Below are 18988 nucleotides of genomic sequence, written 5' to 3'. Positions count from 1 at the left end.
CATGTATGATTATATTGAAGGCCGGTTGGTTTTTAAATCGCCGGCCTACGCCGTTTTGGATGTAGGAGGTGTGGGCTACCACATTAACATTTCTGTTCATACCTATGGCAAATTAGGAGATAGCACAAAATTCAAACTTTATACCTGGCTTTACGTAAAAGAGGACGCGCACGCACTTTATGGTTTTGCTGATGAAGGCGAGCGCAGGTTGTTTCTTCATTTAATTTCGGTTTCGGGGATAGGGCCCAACACGGCCCGGATGATGTTATCATCCATTACACCCGAAGAGATACAGGAGGCCATTGTGAAAGGCCATGTACCAACCATACAACGCATTAAAGGTATAGGCCCCAAATCTGCGCAGCGGCTTATACTGGAACTGCAAGACAAATTGAAGAAAGACGGCTACGATACGCTGATAGCCGTACCGGTTAACCAAACGGTAAAAGACGAAGCACTGTCGGCGTTGGTAATGCTGGGTTTTGCCCGTAATGTGGCAGAAAAGGTTTTAGACGCAGAGATAAAAAGGCAATCAGGGAGTTTGAATGTGGAACAGCTGATTAAAGCTGCCCTTAGGAGTTTGTAGTTATTGATTAAATTTTTGCCGGACGCTTGACAAAAGTATTTACACTTAAAGTTGTCTTATGGGTACTGATTTTTGCTGCTTTTAGCGGATACAGCAATGTTTTTGCTCAGCAGACAGGCGCTCCCCGCAGAGATTCTTCAGCACAAAGGCCTATCCGTGTACCGGCAACCCGCAATGGCCGCTTACGTCAGGGCGTACTTGCTCCAGATCCGCCGAACTTGGTACGCACCATCCAGTATGATCCTGTCAGCAATCGCTATATACTTACCGAAAAGGTAGGAAACTTGAACTATCGCCCGCCGCAATACCTCACGTTCGACCAATACCTTAAAATACTGGAACGGCAGAACCAGCGCGAATACTTTAAGCAACTATCAGATAATTATAACTACCAGTCGCAGCAGCCGGGTTTTATCCCGCAGATAAAGGTCCGCAGTAAAACATTCGAGCAGGTTTTCGGCAATAATACGATCGATATCCGCCCGCAGGGTTCGGCCGAAATGATCTTTGCCGGGCAGATCAACAGCAACCAGAACCCGCTGTACAATACGCGGCAGCGCAGCGTTTTCAACTTTAACTTCGACCAAAAGATACAGATGAACGTGGTAGGGAGTATTGGTGATAAGCTAAAGATCGCTACTAATTACAATACCGATGCACAGTTTCAGTTTGATAACCAGGTAAAGCTGGATTATACCGGCCACGCAGACGAGATCATTCAAAAGATAGAAGCCGGTACGGTAAGTATGCCGCTGAACACGTCGCTGATCACCGGTAGCCAGGCGCTTTTCGGGGTGAAAACCAAGTTGAAGTTCGGTAAGCTGGATGTCACCAGTATCTTCTCGCAGCAACGGTCACAGTCCAAGACCATTACCATTACCAACGGCTCTCAGCAGGGCGAATTCCGACTGACGCCGGCAGACTACGAAGCGAATAAACACTTCTTCCTGGCGCAGTATTTCCGCAATAACTATAACAAAGCGCTGGCGAACATCCCGATCATCAGTTCGAACGTTACCATCACTAAAATAGAAGTTTGGACAACCAACCGTACGAACACGACAACGGATTCGCGCGATGTGCTGGCGTTTATTGACTTAGGTGAGAATAAGCCTTATAACAATACGCTGATCCAGGGTGGGCCGGGTTTCTCGGGCTTGCCTGCAGGTTTTACCAGCCCGAATTTCCCGCAGCAGTCTAACTCGTTATTACGTAACCTGCCCGCTGATGCCCGGCAGACCAATTCAAATGCCGTTGCTACCTATTTCCAGTCTACCGGTGCCACGGATAACTACTCCAAACTGACCTACGCACGGCGGTTGACCGATAAAGAGTTTACGCTGCATGCACAATTAGGTTATATCTCGCTGAACTATCCGCTGAATAACGACGAGGTGCTGGCTGTAGCCTATCGCTATACCTACAACGGCAAAGAATACCAGGTGGGGGAGTTTTCGACGGACGTTCCCGTCGACCCGAATAATCCCAAGGCGCTTTTTGTAAAGTTGCTGAAAAACGAGCAACTGAAAACCAATTTGCCCACCTGGGACCTGATGATGAAGAACATCTACTCAATCGGTGCTTACCAGATCAGTCCGCTTAACTTCAGGATGACCATCAGTCGCCTGGATGATAAATCGGGGATTGAGAAGCCCATTATGGACGATGGCGCGAGAACGAAAAGTAAGCTTTGGTTGCAATTGACCGGGTTAGATAACCTGAACCAGCAGAATGATAAGCAGCCCGACGGTTATTTCGATTTCCTGGAAGGCATTACAATCGATTCGCAGAACGGGCGTATTTCCTTCCCGGTGGTGGAGCCTTTCGGTTCAGACCTGGCCGCGAAGTTTGCACCCGGCGAGGACGCCATAGCGCAGCGGTATGTTTACCAACCGTTATATGATTCTACCAAAACCATTGCCCAGCAGCTTTTCCCGCAGTTGAACAGGTATGTGATCAAAGGAACCTACGCCTCACAAGGCGGGTCTGAATACCAACTGAATGCGATAAATATTCCACAGGGATCAGTTATTGTTACTGCAGGTAGCTTGAAATTGCAGGAGGGTACAGATTTTACCGTCGATTACAACAGCGGCAGGATCAGGATCATTAATCAGGCACTGCTTTCGTCCGGGCAGCCAATTACGGTACGGATTGAAAATAACGAGTTGTTCGGCATTCAGCAGCGGTCGCTCTATGGCTCGCGGTTTGATTATCATGCCAGCAAGAATTTAGGTTTAGGCGCTACCATCATGCACCTTACCGAGCAGCCGATCACCCAAAAGCAGATTGTGGGCGAGGAATCGATATCTAACACCATCTGGGGGTTCGATGCCAATTACAGTTCCAACTCTCGCATGCTGACCAGGCTGGTAGATAAGCTCCCTTTTATCAACACCAAAGCGCCTTCTACCGTTAACTTTTATGGCGAGTTTGCGCAGTTGCTTCCGGGCAATCCAAGCGCGCTAAACTTTGCCGGTTCAAAAAATGGTACTTCCTACCTGGACGATTTCGAGAACAGCCGTTCTATCATCGACCTGAAAAGCTCTATCGCGTGGCAGCTTTCCGGTACCCCGCAGCTATTCCCGGAATCGCGGCTGTTTAATGATCTTACTTACGGTTACAACCGGGCAAGGCTGGCGTTCTACAACATCGACCCAATATTTTACACTAATACCAGCACGGTGCTTACCGGCAATACCCGCGCGCAATTGTCTAATCACTACGTACGGCAGGTGTTAGAAACAGAGGTGTTCCCATACAAGCAGTCTGTAACCGGTCAGCCGTTAATCCTGCCTACGCTGGATCTGGCCTTTTACCCTAACGTGCGCGGCCCATACAACTTTACTACATCAGGCATAAACAACGATGGTACTTTACAGAACCCGCGCTCGCGCTGGGGTGGTATGTACCGCAAGATAGAAACGAACGACTTTGAGTCGCTGAATGTGGCGTATATCGAGTTCTGGGTGCTGGACCCATTCATTTATAAAACCAACGCGACGGGTGGTGACCTTTATTTTAACCTGGGCAGCATTTCTGAAGACGTGCTGAAAGACGGCCGCAAGAGTTTGGAGAACGGCCTGCCGGTAGACGGCGATTATTCTAAGGTTGACGAAACCAACTGGGGCCGTGTGCCACGCCTGCAACCTGTCGTGAACGCGTTTGACAATAACACCAGCACTCGTCAGTTGCAAGACGTTGGTTTGGACGGTTTGAGCGATGCTGACGAGCAGAAGAAATTTGCAGGCTTTGTTCAGCAGATTAAGGGGCAGTTAAACCCTGCCGCTACAGCCGCCATTACTGCTGACCCTTCTTCGGATGATTACCAGTATTACCGCGGTCCGCAACTGGATCAGGCCAATGCCGGGATCTTGCAGCGTTACAGCAAGTACAATAACACCGAAGGTAACTCTAAAACTGCCGAACAATCCAAAGCAGAACTGGGCATAGAGACATCGGCTTCGACGTCACTGCCGGATGGTGAGGATATTAATCGTGACAACACCATGAGCCAGGCCGACGAGTATTTCCAGTACCGGGTTTCTATGCGGCCGAAGGATTTGATCGTAGGGCAGAATTACATTACCGATAAAATTACGGCCAATGTGAAGCTGGCAGACGGTACAACGCAATCTGTTAACTGGTACCAGTTCAGGGTTCCGATTACGGCCTATGAGTCGAAGGTGGGCAACATCCAGGATTTTAAAGCTATCCGTTTTGTGCGGATGTTCATGACCAACTTTGCCGATACCACCGTGCTGCGTTTTGCCAGCTTACAGTTTGAGCGCGGCGATTGGCGCAGCTATAATTCGGAAAATAATGCCACCAAGGTAATTGCAGATCCGGCGATCACTAACCCGCCTTTAGATAATTCTACCCTTAACGTCAGCACGGTAAATATTGAAGAGAACGGTACGCGCTCGCCTATCCCGTATGTGGTGCCACCCGGCATTCAGCGCCAGCGCGATTATAATAACCTTCGTACGGATACCCGGCTGAACGAACAGTCGTTATCATTAAGTGTAACCAACCTGCGCGATGGTTATTCCCGTGCGGCTTTCCGTACATTCTATAACGACCTGCGTTCGTACAAAAAGATCAACATGTTTATCCATGCCGAAGGAAGCCAGCTGAAGGATAATGATGTAAGCGCGTTTATTCGTCTGGGTGTAGATTACCAGGATAACTACTACGAATACGAAATTCCGCTGAAGGTGACCTTGCCCAATACCAGCGACCCGGACGCCATATGGCCTGCAGTGAACGAACTGGACCTTTCGCTTTCTGTTCTAACCAATGCCAAACTTGCCCGAAACAATGCCAAGCTGAACGGGCTACCATGGCCAACCAACGTACCGTTTACCTTTACCGACGGACGAAATAAGGTGACCATTAAAGGTCAGCCGGATCTGAGCCGTCTGCGCAGCATTATGCTTGGGGTGCGCAACCCTTATAAAGGAAGCGTAGGCAACGCGAATGATGACGGCATGGATAAAACCGCCATCGTGTGGTTTAACGAACTGCGCCTGACGGATTTCGACCAGCGAAGCGGCTGGGCGGCTACCGGGAGGCTGAACGCAAAACTGGCAGACTTTGCCGATGTTACCGTAGCAGGTAGTAAAAGTACGGTGGGCTTTGGTGCGATAGACCAACATGTGAGCGAACGCAGCCGCAGCGACAATCAATCATATGATGTTGCCGCCAATGTAGAATTAGGCAAATTCTTCCCGGACAGGAGCGGTATTCATATCCCAATGTTTGTGAATGTATCGAACCAAACCAGCATGCCCCAGTTTGACCCGGCCATGCCCGATGTGGAACTGAAGCAAACCCTGGCAGCTGCGCCTAATCAGAAGGCCCGCGACTCCATTAAGAGCGTAAGTATAGATTATACCAACCGTAAAAGCATCAACTTTACCAATATTCATAAGGTAAAGACCAATGCGACTGCACCGTCTAAAGTCTGGGATATCGAAAATCTTAACGCTACCTATTCGTATACCGAATATCAGCACCACGATTTTACCACCCAAAGCGACCTGCAAAAGATCTACCGCGTGGCCTTAGGCTATAATTATAACAACCAGCCGAAGTATTATAGTCCGCTGCAAAGGGTAATTAAGAATAATATGCTGGCCCTGTTCCGCGATATTAATTTTAGCTTGCTGCCATCAAGGTTGAACTTTAATATCACTTTCGACAGGTTTTATTCGGAGAATACCCTCCGTAATAACGACCCGAATAACTATATCCCTATCCCAACTACCTTTAACAAGAACTTCCTGATCACCCGGGTGTACGGCATTGGCTGGAACCTGACCAAGAGCCTGCAGATGGATATCGATGCGACCAACCTGGCCGTGGTGGATGAACCCGCGGGCAGGATAAACGGGTTGAAGCGCGATACCTTATGGGAGAACCTGAAGAAGCTTGGCCGCACCACCAATTACGACCATACCATCAACTTTAACTACAATGTACCACTGAATAAGATACCCGGGTTTGATTTTGTAAACCTGGTGGCACGTTACAGTACGCATTTCAACTGGCAGTCGCAGCCGGAGTTCTCGTTGCGGAATACAGACTTTAACGTAGGTAATACCATCCAGAACTCGCGCACGATACAGCTGAATCCAACGCTGAACATGACGACCCTGTACAACAAGTTCTCGTTTTTCAGAAGTGCGCAGGGCAGCAACAATAAAGGAGGCGCGAAAGCGATTATTGCCGGTTTGTTAACCAGTATCAAAAATATCGGCGGTAACTATACCCGTACCCAGGGTACCTTCCTGCCCGGCTACCTGCCAACGACAGATTATTTTGGGCAAAGCTTTAGCTATAATGCGCCGGGGCTGGGCTTCTTATTGGGTAGCCAGGCAGATATCAGGCAAAAAGCGATCAATAACGGCTGGATTACCACCGATACCTTGCAGAACCAGCTGTATACAACTACGCTGAATGAAGACCTGCATTTGCGAAGCACACTGGAACCTTTCCGCGATCTGCGGATTGAGTTAACGGCCTTCCGCACACAGGACCGGAACTATCAGACCAACTTTAAGTACGACCCCAACACCAGGACGTTCAGCAATTTAAGCCCTTACACTTACGGTGATTACAGTATCTCGTTCCTGTCAATCGGTACGGCATTTTCAAAAGCCACCGGGAATGATAACACGTCATCAACCTTCCAGAAATTACTGGAGAACCGGAGTGTGGTATCTAAAAGGCTGGGTGCGCAAAACCCCAATTCGCAGGGGCAGGCCGGCGGCTATGCGGACGGGTATGGCGCTAACCAGCAGAACGTGCTGATATCATCATTTATTGCAGCCTATACGGGTAAAGACGCGTCGAGTGTAAGCCTGAATACTTTCCCGAAAATTCCGATACCAAACTGGCAGATTACATACAACGGTTTGAGCCGGATCCCACTGTTTAATGACCTGTTTGATTCGTTCGACCTGCGGCATGGTTACCGTTCCACTTACAGCGTAAACAGTTACAATACCCTGATGCAATACCAGGAGGCAAACGGCGCTTCTTACGCAAGGGATGTGAATAATAATTTCCTGCCGTTCTATCAGTTTACGCAGGTAACCTTGTTTGAGCAGTTTGTGCCGCTGGTGGGTATGGATATAAGATTTAAGAATGCCGTGACCACCAATTTTGAATACCGCAAAAGCCGTACACTAAGCTTGAGCTTGCTGAACAGCCAGCTGGCACAGCAGAACGAAAATATCCTGGTGTTTGGCCTTGGTTACCGTACCAACCGGTTTAAAATTCCTTTTGGCTGGTTTAATAATGCCCAGTTAAACAACGATCTGAGCTTTAAACTTGACGTTGCCCTGCGCGACAACAAAACACTGATCTACCGGGCAGATGTACAGCAGGGCGAAGTATCCTCCGGTGCGCAGAATATCACTTACCGGCCATCTATTGATTATGTGATCAATCAGCGGTTTAACCTCACAATCTTCTACGATTCTAATATCACGAAGCCCTATACTTCGCAGGCGTTCAACACCGCCTACACCAACTTCGGCATCAACCTGAAATTGCTCTTGCAATAAAAAGCCGGTTTACTGACAGGATGTTGGCGGTAATCCTGACTTGAAAGTTAGCAAACCTATGGCCGTCCCGGTAAATGTGGCGAACGTGGTAAATGCGGCGAATGCGGCAGGTGTGGCAGTCCTGGCAGACTGGTTTTTGCCAGCCACCACCGCTTTGTTGAAATAAGAACCTGGTGATAACAAAAAAAGCACCGCCTCGCGCAGTGCTTTCTGAAAACTAACTGTACATTATTAATAGTTAAGTAAAAAGCTTTTTAGTTTGCCCTGGTTACCCGTCCAGAACCTGTAGTATGGCTGTTTACCACGGCGCTGCCGGTGTAATACACACTACCCGAACCTGCAATGCGTGCTTCAATTTCTTTATCTGCTTTGATGTAGGCATTACCCGAACCGGCAATGCTTAAAGTGGCATTCTCGGCAGTAAGTTCTTTTGCCTTTAACTCGCCCGAGCCGCTGATCAGTACCTTCACATTGTCCGAGCTGCCGCTTAAGCTGATGCTGCCCGATCCGGCGATGGAAGCATTCAGTTCGTTGGCGTTTACACTTCCCTTTATCGAACCAGACCCGCTGAGTACCGCCCGGAAACTCTCTGATTTAATTTTACCGTCAACGTTAATATTGCCGGAACCTGCATTGGAGATGCCGTTTAATGCCTTTGCGGTGACGTAGATATCAACCTTGTTGTAACGGTAATTTTTCCAGCTGCCGTCTTCAGATTTTTTAAAACGGATCTTTAAGGTTTCGTCTTCTACTACGGTTTCAATTTTATCGATGATATCGTCGTCCGCGCTTATCTTCAAGCTTTCGGTGTTGCCAAGGGTAACGTGTACGTTAAATGAACCTGCCGAGGCTATTTTGCTAAAACCGGAAACTTCGCGGGTTTGTTCAGCTACTTTTTGCGCGAAGGTATTGGTATTAACTGCGATCATCAGTACCGCAGTGAATAAGGTAAGTGTAAGTCTTTTCATCTTTGGGGTTGTTTATAGAAAAGACAATGCGCTCCTGGCAAACGTTGCACCGGATCATAAAAAAAGCTGCTACTTTTTAGGTAACAGCCTGTGTGATTGTTTTAGCGCGTGATGTTCTTATTTCTTTCGCTCCACAAACTTGTGGAAGGTACTTGGTTCGCCGTCGGCTTTTTTATCCTGGTACAGCAGGTCCAGGTTGTTCTCATCAAAATTCTCGAAAAAGTCATCCCAGCTTATTTCTTCAAAGCGGTCGCTTTCACTATGTTCCGGAAAATGGATGCGTAACACGCCGTCATCTTCCTCTTTACCGGTATCTTTAATCTTCGCCGGAACCCCACCACGTTCTTCGGCCCACTGTTGTATCTTTTTGTGATCGTGGGTTGTTAGTGCTTCGCTCATATTCCTGATAGTTAAATTATTGTCAGTATATGAACAAATATTTATGACTTTTGGTTTTCGGCAGCTTTTTCCTGTTGCTTTTCCAGTTCTTTTTGCCGTTTTTTCAGTGCTCTTTTTCGCTTCCGTTCTGCACGGCGGGCTTGGCGTTTCTGCTTTTTCGACTGCTTATCCAGTTTTTTCTCTTCCTGTTCGGCAAGTTTGTTATCGGCTTGTTTCTGCGCTTTTTCGTCTACACCGGCACAGGTTTTCAGCCCGACGAACATCCCATGCCAGATGGTTTTAAAAAATGGAAAAAATGAAGGGCGTTTAAACAGAATGTTTGCTGTACGCGGTATCTGGTCGGGGCCGTCGGGATTATTATGCTTGATGATCACCGCATTGGCAAAAAGGGTAGCCAACGGACGATGTTTCATTTTGCGTTCACCGGTATCGGCCTTTAGTATCTGTATCTTCAGGTTATTATACAAAAAGGTAACGTTGCCTTTAACAAAATAGCGGTCGGCATTGAAATCGAAGTTAATCCGTTTCACCTGCCCGGCCCTGATGGCCATTGACCCAAGCGGTATTGCCGCAGGATTGGCCGCAGGCATATTAAACGGACCAAGAAAGCCATTGTAGCTGAACGCGCCGTTTTTGTCTAACAGGTTGAATTTGAAATTGACGTATAGATCGCCCTTGTCCATAAACCTTGATTTCAGCGCTGCATTACAATAACGGTTCTTCTGCAATAAGGCCGTATCATTGGTGATATTGAGGAAATGCCCGCGAACATGTACAAAATCCACATGGCCGGCCCGCATGGTACTACGGTTGAATTCTTCGTAGCGAACGGCCACATTGCGTATTTCAAGGGTATCTAAACGGAACTTCAAGCGGATACTATGGATGGCCTTGTTAGGAAACGTCGGAAAGCGGTCGTCTTTCATCTCCGAAGGATTTAGCCGCGGGTTACCATATACATTTAGTCCGCCGTTTTTCAATAGCAGGTTCGAAGCCTTCACATATTGCGTCAGGTTGTAGGTTTCGAAGTCGAAGTTGGTAAGCTGAAGGGTGTCCAGGTGAGCAGTAAAGCGGTCTTTGAAGGTTTTTGAAAAGAAGGCAAATGGCGGTTTGGCTGCCCTGAACACGCAGTTGAACGCTTCCAGCTTCCGCGTCCGGGTAGAAAACTTTACCAGTTTTGCCTGGTAGCTATAAAGTTTATTGGCAGAGTGCCCGGTATAATTATTCAGGTCGAAAGTGACTTCGCGGCAGTATAAAAAGCGGCTTCGGTCAAACTGCGTTGCCGAATCGATCAGCAGGTTAAAAGCAGCTAGGTCCAGCTCCTTGAATTCGGAAACGGCAGGCTTTGCGGTTTTATGGTTAATGTATTTTAAGCTCACCCCGCTGAAGTTGATCTGATCGACGCTCAGCTCTTTTAAAGATTTAGAGATCTGCTGGTAAATGGTTTTCTTCTCTTTGGGCTTTTTATCTTTCTGATTTTGCGGATACGCATCGATAATTACTTCCGGGCTGCGAACAACAATCTGCCCGATATCCAGCTTATGGCTGAAATACAGGCGGAAAGGATGGATGTGTTTAAGGATCAATTTTTTTACCCGAAGGGTGTATAGGCCCTTTGGGGCATCGCCGCTTTTAACCTTTGCTTTAAAAACAGCAGTATCCGGCGTTAGGGTAATGTTATACAACACTATCTTACCCTGCAGCACGTGCAGTTGCGCATCGTCAAACTTTACGTTATATAAACTATCCGTGCTTTTCAGAACGGTGCTGCGCAGCTTATCGGCCAGGATAGGCGACCAATACCTGTTCACGAAAATGGCGCCTATCAGAATAAGAACCGTCAATACAATGACAATGCAGAAAACTATTTTTTGCCAGGTATGCTTTAAAAAGTTAAATGCCATTCATTAATTAAGGGTTGTTATTTTGCTGCTCTTGCTGTTTTTTAGCTTCCTCTTGTTTCTTTGCTTCTTTCGCTTTCCGGCGCTCTTCGCGGCGTTGTTTCCGGGCCTCTTTAAATTTATGAAATTTATCTAACAGGTTATTCACCCCTTCTACCGCATTGGTTACTTTGGTGACCACTTTGTTTACCTTTTGTTCGGTTTTCGCATCAAAGCCCACACTTGGTTTCAGACCATCTAATAATGCCTTGTATAATAAGCTAAAGAAGGAAAGCGTTGGCGGCCGTACAAAATTTACCGGCCCCGGCCTGAAATTACCTTTTTTATCCGGATTACTGTCTTCAATAACTAAAGTATTGGCCAATTTAGATACCAGCCCCATTTTCTGTAAACCGGCTTTGCCTTCGTCTTTCTTTAACAGTTCGATATTTAGGTTCTGATAGTAAAACTCCAGCCTACCCTTTGCATAATAGTTACTGGCATTGATGTTAAAATGGAGTTTTTGCACATCTGCAGATTTTACATGTACCATCGCCAGCGGCTTCACCAATTTATCTAATACCTGACCGTTGAATTTGCCCAATGTGCCGTTATAATTGAATGCCCCGGTTGGCGAAGCCAGGTTGAACCTGAAATTAATGTTTAACGGCGCGGCGTTCATAAAGCGGGTGTTCAGATGCGCCAGCATAAAAGGGTTTTTGCGCTTGGCGTCAGCATCATTCGTTACATTGAGGAAATAGCCGTTGGTATTATTGAACAGGATGACACCCGTGTAGCCGCTTTTTTCATCGGCCTCCGCGTATTTAATGTTGGCGTTATGAAGGTTCAGGCGGGAGAGTTTCATATCCAGTGCCACATCCTGCAAGGCCTGGTGCGGGTCTTTTCCAATTTTTGTAGTCTTAACGCCCTTGTAATGATTATCGTGATAGATCTCTACGTTGGCGCCGTATACGTTCATGCTGCTGGTATACAATTTCTGATCGCGCAGGAAACGCTGCAGGTCGATCCCTTTTAAACTGATCTTGTCCGAACTGATATCGAACCTGTCTGCCGATCGACGCACCTTTTGATAAAATCCCTTTTTGCTGTAGCGTGGCTGTAGTGCCACTTTAGAAAGGATGATCTGCTTCTCGGAAGTAGAGAAATAAATCTGTTTCAGTTTGATGTAGTACAAACTGTCGGGTGTGGCCAGGCGGTAATTATGCAATTTGAGACTAACGCCACGGGTGTAATAAAACCGGGCCGTATCTTTAGCCGAAAGCGAATCGACCATGATATCTGAAATACTGATATCCAGGTTTTTCAGCGAATTAGTTTTGGTAACCGGGTTGCTTTTGTTGATGTATTTCAGGCTGATATCGTTCAGCTTAATGGAGTCGATCTTGATTTTCTTGAATACTTTTTTGACGATCTCGTACGGTGTCTTGGGCTTGCCAACTTTCACTGTATCATTAAAAGACAACCTTTTGTTAATGACTGTAAGATCCGGTTTGTCGATCACGATCTGGTTAATCTCCAGTATCTTATCCTGGTAGGCTTTTTTTGCACCTACATTTTTAATGGTCAGTTTTTTTACCCCCAGGATGAATAAGTTATCCGGCGCTTTATGTTCGGCAACCAGTTTGCGATAAACTGCAGTATCCGGGATCAGCTTAAAGTCTTTGAGTGTTGCATCGCCGGAAGTCAGGTTCAGGTCGAAGTCGCTATAGTCCATCCGGTAAAGGCTATCGCTGGCATTCAGTAATAAATGTTTAAGCTGGGTTTCCAGCAGTGGCTTCCATTTGTCTCCGGCTATATATCTGTTATAGTAGTAGTAAGCAGTGCCTCCTATAACAAGCAGAATCGCAAGCAGCACAAACGGCCACTTACGGGTTCTTTTTTGGGGCGTAGTCTCTTCAGTCATTGATAGCTTAACAAATGAAATAAGGATTTGTTAAAGGCTGACAAACTGTCATTGTTAATCAAAAATTATGTACTTTTGCAAACATTTTAATTGACGATTATGGAATTTGTACTTCCGGATAAAGCACATGACGAGAGCAGGCAGGGCGAGGCTTTAATGCTGGAGCAGAACGATAAAAACAACGGCAGGAAGCTGTACATAGAAAGTTATGGCTGCGCCATGAACTTCAGCGACAGCGAGATTGTGGCTTCTATCCTGATGGATAAAGGTTTTGAAACTACTTCAGACTATAGAAATGCTGACGTAGTATTCATCAACACTTGTTCTATCCGTGAGAATGCGGAACAGCGCGTGCGCAACCGCCTGAGAGAATTCGGCATCGCGAAGGTGAAGAATCCTGGGATGGTAGTAGGCGTGTTGGGTTGTATGGCCGAACGTCTGAAGTCGAAATTCCTGGAAGAAGAAAAACTGGTTGACGTGGTTGTGGGCCCTGATGCTTATCGTGACCTGCCTAACCTGATCGACCAGGTTGACGACGGGCAGCGTGCCGTGAACGTATTGCTTTCCCGCGAAGAAACATATGCCGATATTAACCCTGTTCGCCTGAACAGCAACGGCATCAACGCTTTTGTTTCTATTATGCGTGGTTGCGATAACATGTGTTCGTTCTGCGTGGTACCATTTACCCGTGGTCGTGAGCGCAGCCGCGATCCGCAATCGATCGTTAAAGAATGTACCGACCTGTTTAATGCAGGCTACCGCGAGGTTACCTTGCTGGGCCAGAATGTGGATTCGTATAAATGGAGCCCATCCCAAACCCTTCCCGAAGGGAAGGGCTTAAATGAAGAAAGCCTCCCTTCTGGGGAGGTTGGAGGGGCCTTCGTTAACTTCGCTCAACTTCTGGAAATGGTTGCGTTGATCCATCCTGATCTGCGGATCCGTTTTTCAACGTCGCACCCTAAAGATATTACAGACGAGGTGTTGTATACCATGAAAAAGCATGACAACATCTGTAAATATATTCACCTGCCGGTGCAGTCTGGCAACAGCCGCGTGCTGGAGCTGATGAACCGTACTTATGACCGCGAGTGGTATATGAATCGTGTTGATGCCATTAACCGCATCATGCCGGAATGCGCGATCTCAACGGATATTATCGCCGGTTTTTGTACTGAAACAGAAGAGGAGCACGCCGATACCTTAAGCATGATGGATTATGTGAAGTATGATTATGCCTACATGTTTATGTATTCTGAAAGACCGGGGACATTAGCCGCCAAACGTTATGCAGATGATATACCTGAAGCGGTTAAAAACAGAAGGTTACAGGAGATTGTAGCTAAACAGCGCGAATATTCGCATTATCGTTTACAGGGACATGTGGGTAAGGTTCACCGGGTGTTGATCGAGGGTTTCTCGAAAAAATCTGACAAAGACTACTGCGGCCGTAACGACCAGAACGCCATGATGGTGTTCCCCGTAGACGAACGCTTTAAACCCGGGCAGTACGTCAATGTATTTGCCGAAAGCTGTACCACGGCGACACTGCTGGGGAAAATAGTTTAGTAGGGAGAGGCAAGAAACAAGAGCCAAGAAGCAAGACTTTTAATGAAGCATAATTTTAAGAATTTGAAAGTTTGGCAAAAGGCAATGGACCTTACCGATTTGACCTATAGTTATTGTAAGGGATTACCTTCCGATGAACGTTTTAATTTGATAGACCAAATCAATCGTTCTTCAGTTTCTATCCCTTCGAATATTGCAGAAGGTTCAGGAAAGCGAACAAACTTGCATACGGCAGAGTTTCTTTCCACATCCTTAACTTCTTCTTACGAATTGGAAACACAACTTCTAATTTGTAAAAGAAGAGGTTATGGTCAGCCAGAAAAGCTTGAAAACTGTTTGGCATTGTTAGAAGAAGTTCAAAAAATGGTGTTTTCATTTAGAGAACATGTTTTAAGCAAGGATAAGGAAACACGCATTTGATCTTGGTTCTGGTCTCTGGTTTCTTGCTTCTAAAATAAATATAATGGATGTCCAGGAAATAAAACAACGCTTCGGAATTATCGGTAACTCGCCGTTACTGAACCGTGCTATACAAATTGCCAGTCAGGTGGCACCGACGGATATATCGGTGCTGATTACGGGTGAAAGTGGTAGCGGTAAAGAAGCATTTTCGCATATTATACACCAGCTAAGCACGCGCAAGCATGGGCCGTTTATTGCGGTTAACTGCGGTGCTATCCCTGAGGGAACGATCGATTCTGAGCTTTTCGGTCACGAAAAAGGCGCCTATACCGGTGCCGTTGGTGAGCGTAAAGGTTATTTCGAGACCGTAAACGGCGGTACCATATTTCTGGATGAAATAGGGGAGATGCCGCTGGGTACCCAGGCCCGCTTATTAAGGGTACTGGAATCGGGGCAGTTTATCCGTGTAGGCTCGTCTAAAGTAGAGAAAACCAATGTGCGTGTAATTGCGGCAACCAACGTTGACGTTTATGACGCGGTGAAAGCCGGTAAATTCCGCGAGGATTTGTACTATCGTTTAAATACGGTTCCGTTACGGATACCGCCATTGCGCGACCGTAAAGAAGACGTTTACCTGCTTTTCCGCAAGTTTGCTTCAGACTTTACCGATAAATACCGTACGCCGCCTATCCAGTTAGATGAAGGCGCTCAACAGGTGCTAATGAACTACTCGTGGCCGGGCAACGTTCGTCAGCTAAAAAACCTGGCAGAACAATTGGCCGTATTGGAGCGCGACCGTACCATTACCGCGCAAACACTGTTGAACTATATCCCGCATGAAGGGCCTACCTCTAACCTGCCGATGCGGATTGAAAATCAACCTAAAGAAGATTTTTCAGAGCGCGACCTGTTATATAAGGTATTGTTCGACATGAAACGAGACATGGTTGAGCTTAAAAAACTGGTGGCAGATATTATCGAGCATAATGGCGTGGTTCCCAACCCGGCAAATCATTCGCAGGCAATCAGCCAGTTATACCGCGATATCGAGCTGCCCGCGGCAAGTGCAGAGCCACAATTTACCATTAAGCATCCCGTTAGTGTAAATAATAATACAGGTACCGGCAGGGAAGCGTTTATTACGCCGCATGCAGAGGAGGAGGAAGAGTCTTTATCACTAATTGAGAAGGAATCTGATCTGATCCGCAAGGCATTGAAAAAGCATAAAGGCAAACGCAAGTTAGCAGCAAACGAACTTGGGATTTCAGAACGTACTTTGTACAGAAAAATTAAAGAATTAAATTTATAAGATGTTAAAGCGGGGATTTTTTGGTTTAGTAATGGTGGTGGTATTAAGTTGCCTTAGCCAGTCGTGCGCTTACCGGCTGGATGCAGCATCTATTCCGCCGACGTTAAAAACCATTAATGTGGAATATTTTGAGAATAATGCGCCTCTGGTAGTAAATAACCTGAGCCAGAACTTTACCGAAAGTTTGAAAAACCGTATCCGTTCACAAACACGCTTAAGCATTGTTCGCGGCGAGGCTGATGCAAGGTTATCGGGCAATATCATCGGTTACAGTATTGCGCCGGTATCAGTACAGGCAACGCAGGGCACGAGTACCGCCCCGCCGATTGCGAGCGCCAGCCGTTTAAGTATTACAGTTAATGTAAAGTATACCCTGACAGCGACTGACCCCGAAAGTAAAAAGCTGAGCTTTGAACAACAATTTACCCGTTACCGGGATTTTAAAGGGGATATTCAAAGCCAACTGGACGGATTGTTGGCCGATATTAATAAACAGCTAACAGACGATATTTTTAACCGTGCCTTTTCTAATTGGTAGCCTAACAGAACTATAACGTGGAGCAACAGGAAAAAGACCGCCAGGCGGAAGCATTGTGGAATGTGTTGGTGAACCCCGCAGATAAAAGGCTGCATTTGTATGACCTGCAAAACCTGGTGGGTTATTATCCGCAAAGCAATCTTTTGTATCTGCTGATTGCCCGTTCCGGCAGTCAGGAGTTTATCAAGAGCGCTGCGGTTTATTATAATAGCCAGTCGTTGTATAAGCTGGTTCAAAAGCCGGAGTACCGTCCGCCGGTTGATCCCTTGCAGGTGATCGATCTGGATAAATATGATTTTCCGTTGCCGCCGCCGATGGACCCGCTGCTGGCACACCAGCTGTTGAATTACGAACCGTCTGTTGACGATCTGGCGCAAGCCGAATTAAACCGTGTTAAATTTGGCAGCGAGACCAGCTGGACATTGTACAATCCGGATGAGCCGGAAATAGAAGAATCAACCGGGATTACGGAGGAATCGGTATCGGCTGACCATACAGAAGAACCGGAATCGGAAGTAGTGATAACAGACAAAGCGCCTTACGCTGCGCCTGTTGAATTTAAAGAGGAAAACCCGCCTGTTGAAGCAGTTGAAATACCCGTTGAGCCTGCGACAGCGGAGCTGAAAGAGGAAGCTGCACCAGAACAAAGTGATAACGCACCAGACGAAGAAATGCGCCGCTTGCGCGAAGAACGTCGCCGCTTTTTCCAGTCCTTTGATCATGGGTATGATAGTGACGACGATCATCAGCTTGATCCTTTCCATCTTTCCGCCACACCGCCGGTAGAAAGCCAGTCGTACGAACCGGAGCTTAGTAGTGCCGCGCAATGGCAGTCGCTGACTTTCGACGAACCTCAACTGGATATCCTGCGTCCGGAAGCCGAAAAGCCGCAAGCGCAGGAAAAGCCAGAGGAGCAGGAAAGCATTTCAAACGAAAACGCCGCCTCGCCGGAACCTGCACCAGTTATCCCGGCAACTTCTATTGGCGAGGAGATTGATGATGAGGTATTCAGTGAAATAGAAGAAGTACCTGATCCTGCTTTTCTTACAGGCCCTGTTCCGGAGAAGGCAGAAGAGAAGGAAATCTATACCCATAATTGGGACGAAGTTTTTGAAGAAATTGATGAAGCCCCTCAGTTTTTAAAACCTTTTGCGCATCATCAGGCGGAAAAGCCTGCAATAGTAGCCGATGAGCAACCTTTGCCATATATAGAAGAGCCGGTAAAGGCTATTGAACCTATAGTTGAAGTACCGGCACCGCCAATGGAAGAAACGGTTAAGGTACAGCAGCAGGTAGTAGAAGAAGTTAAAGATCCTCAGGAGGTCATATCGCCGGAAGCTAAGGCTTCGTCAGAACAACGACCGTCGGTAGGCTTTAAGTTTTTCACCCGTAGCAATACCAAAATAGAAAAGGAGCAGGAGATTGACGAGGAGGTGTTCGATGAAATTGTCGGAATAGATGATATCATACCTGCCGCCCCATCAGTTGTTCCGCCGGTAATTGCTGCCGCCGCTGCAGTAGAAGCATTTACTACCAACGAACAGGCGCAGGAAGAAGCTCCAATTTTACCCGATGCAAATGCAGCCATCAGCAATCACGAGCCTGAACCTTTGATTGTTGATGTGGAAGAAGAGCCGGTAATTGAAGAGATAACTGAGGTGCCTGTAGTGGAAGAGGTGCCTTATGTAGAGCCTGAAATTGCAGAAGAAATAGGTTATCAGGAAGATGAAGCCCCTTCGGCGAAAACCGAGCCAGTAGCAGAATTCGACGGGTTGATTGCCGAGAATATTGTTTCGGCAGATTACTTTTTGTTTAAAGAGTCGCTGGTCAAAGAACCGGCCCCTCAGCCTGCTGCCGCACCGGAAGCAGCCTATACAGAAAACCCCGACGAGCAAACCGTTACCCGCTACCACGACGAATCTTTACCCTACACCTTTTTATGGTGGCTGGATAAAACCCGCCGTGAGCATGCCCGCACCCATCAACCATTTGCGAAACCGCCATACAGGCAGCAGCCGCTTGCCGACACGCCGCCGGCAGCACCTTCTGCTCCAGAGCCGGAGCCAAAAAAAAAAGAGGAGGATATTATTGAGCGCTTCATTAAAGAAGAGCCACAAATAAAGCCGCCAAGCAGCGATAAACTGGACAACGAGAATAAAGCCCGCAACAGTGCAGAGGACAGCGATGTGCTGGTGACGGAAACGCTTGCACGCATTTATACAGAGCAAATGCTATATCACAAAGCGATAGCTACTTATAAAAAGTTAATGTTGAGGTTTCCGGAAAAAAGTCGTTACTTTGCAAGCCAGATTCAATTTTTAGAGAACAAGATTAAATAATTAT

11 protein-coding genes are annotated in these 18988 nt (G+C 46.9%); 7 read left to right on the top strand and 4 right to left on the bottom strand.

Features of this window, described 5'->3' with window-relative positions; genetic code table 11:
• The first annotated feature begins 1 nt into the window (after position 1).
• The gene (ruvA, locus tag MUY27_RS13310; protein ID WP_245130528.1) at positions 2–586 is read left to right on the top strand and encodes a Holliday junction branch migration protein RuvA; all 585 of its coding nucleotides are present in this window, start codon (positions 2–4) and stop codon (positions 584–586) included.
• 26 nt (positions 587–612) lie between these two features.
• Positions 613–7659, top strand: a complete 7047-nt coding sequence (sov, locus tag MUY27_RS13305) for a T9SS outer membrane translocon Sov/SprA (protein ID WP_245130527.1) — start codon at positions 613–615, stop codon at positions 7657–7659.
• A gap of 254 nt (positions 7660–7913) precedes the next feature.
• Here the strand turns inward: sov and MUY27_RS13300 are convergent, their stop codons facing one another.
• The 4 genes from MUY27_RS13300 to MUY27_RS13285 all read right to left on the bottom strand — a co-directional run bounded on the left by MUY27_RS13300 (position 7914) and on the right by MUY27_RS13285 (position 12830).
• The gene (locus tag MUY27_RS13300; protein WP_245130526.1) at positions 7914–8627 is read right to left on the bottom strand and encodes a head GIN domain-containing protein; all 714 of its coding nucleotides are present in this window, start codon (positions 8625–8627) and stop codon (positions 7914–7916) included.
• Between the two features lie 117 nt (positions 8628–8744).
• Positions 8745–9026, bottom strand: a complete 282-nt coding sequence (locus MUY27_RS13295) for a hypothetical protein (RefSeq protein ID WP_245130525.1) — start codon at positions 9024–9026, stop codon at positions 8745–8747.
• 41 nt (positions 9027–9067) lie between these two features.
• Positions 9068–10930, bottom strand: coding sequence for a hypothetical protein (locus tag MUY27_RS13290; RefSeq protein WP_245130524.1), 1863 nt, complete (start codon positions 10928–10930; stop codon positions 9068–9070).
• Between the two features lie 7 nt (positions 10931–10937).
• Positions 10938–12830, bottom strand: coding sequence for a hypothetical protein (locus MUY27_RS13285; protein ID WP_245130523.1), 1893 nt, complete (start codon positions 12828–12830; stop codon positions 10938–10940).
• Positions 12831–12929: 99 nt separating this feature from the next.
• Between MUY27_RS13285 and miaB the strand changes: the two genes are divergently transcribed.
• The 5 genes from miaB to MUY27_RS13260 are packed head-to-tail and all read left to right on the top strand — an operon-like array spanning position 12930 to position 18984.
• A complete protein-coding gene (gene miaB / locus MUY27_RS13280; protein ID WP_262918329.1) occupies positions 12930–14396 on the top strand; it encodes a tRNA (N6-isopentenyl adenosine(37)-C2)-methylthiotransferase MiaB in 1467 nt (488 codons plus the stop codon).
• Positions 14397–14438: 42 nt separating this feature from the next.
• Positions 14439–14816, top strand: a complete 378-nt coding sequence (locus MUY27_RS13275) for a four helix bundle protein (protein WP_245130522.1) — start codon at positions 14439–14441, stop codon at positions 14814–14816.
• 43 nt (positions 14817–14859) lie between these two features.
• Complete coding sequence (locus MUY27_RS13270; RefSeq protein WP_245130521.1) at positions 14860–16107, top strand: sigma-54 interaction domain-containing protein; 1248 nt, start codon at positions 14860–14862, stop codon at positions 16105–16107.
• Between the two features lies 1 nt (position 16108).
• A complete protein-coding gene (gene lptE, locus MUY27_RS13265; RefSeq protein ID WP_245130520.1) occupies positions 16109–16645 on the top strand; it encodes an LPS assembly lipoprotein LptE in 537 nt (178 codons plus the stop codon).
• 17 nt (positions 16646–16662) lie between these two features.
• Positions 16663–18984: a hypothetical protein gene (locus tag MUY27_RS13260; RefSeq protein ID WP_245130519.1), complete on the top strand. Its 2322-nt coding sequence runs from the start codon at positions 16663–16665 to the stop codon at positions 18982–18984.
• Positions 18985–18988 lie beyond the last annotated feature (4 nt).

This window comes from Mucilaginibacter straminoryzae, from assembly GCF_022953055.1.
Classification (GTDB): domain Bacteria; phylum Bacteroidota; class Bacteroidia; order Sphingobacteriales; family Sphingobacteriaceae; genus Mucilaginibacter; species Mucilaginibacter straminoryzae.
Note: the sequence above shows the minus strand (reverse complement) of the source record. Positions and strands in the feature narration are given on the sequence as shown.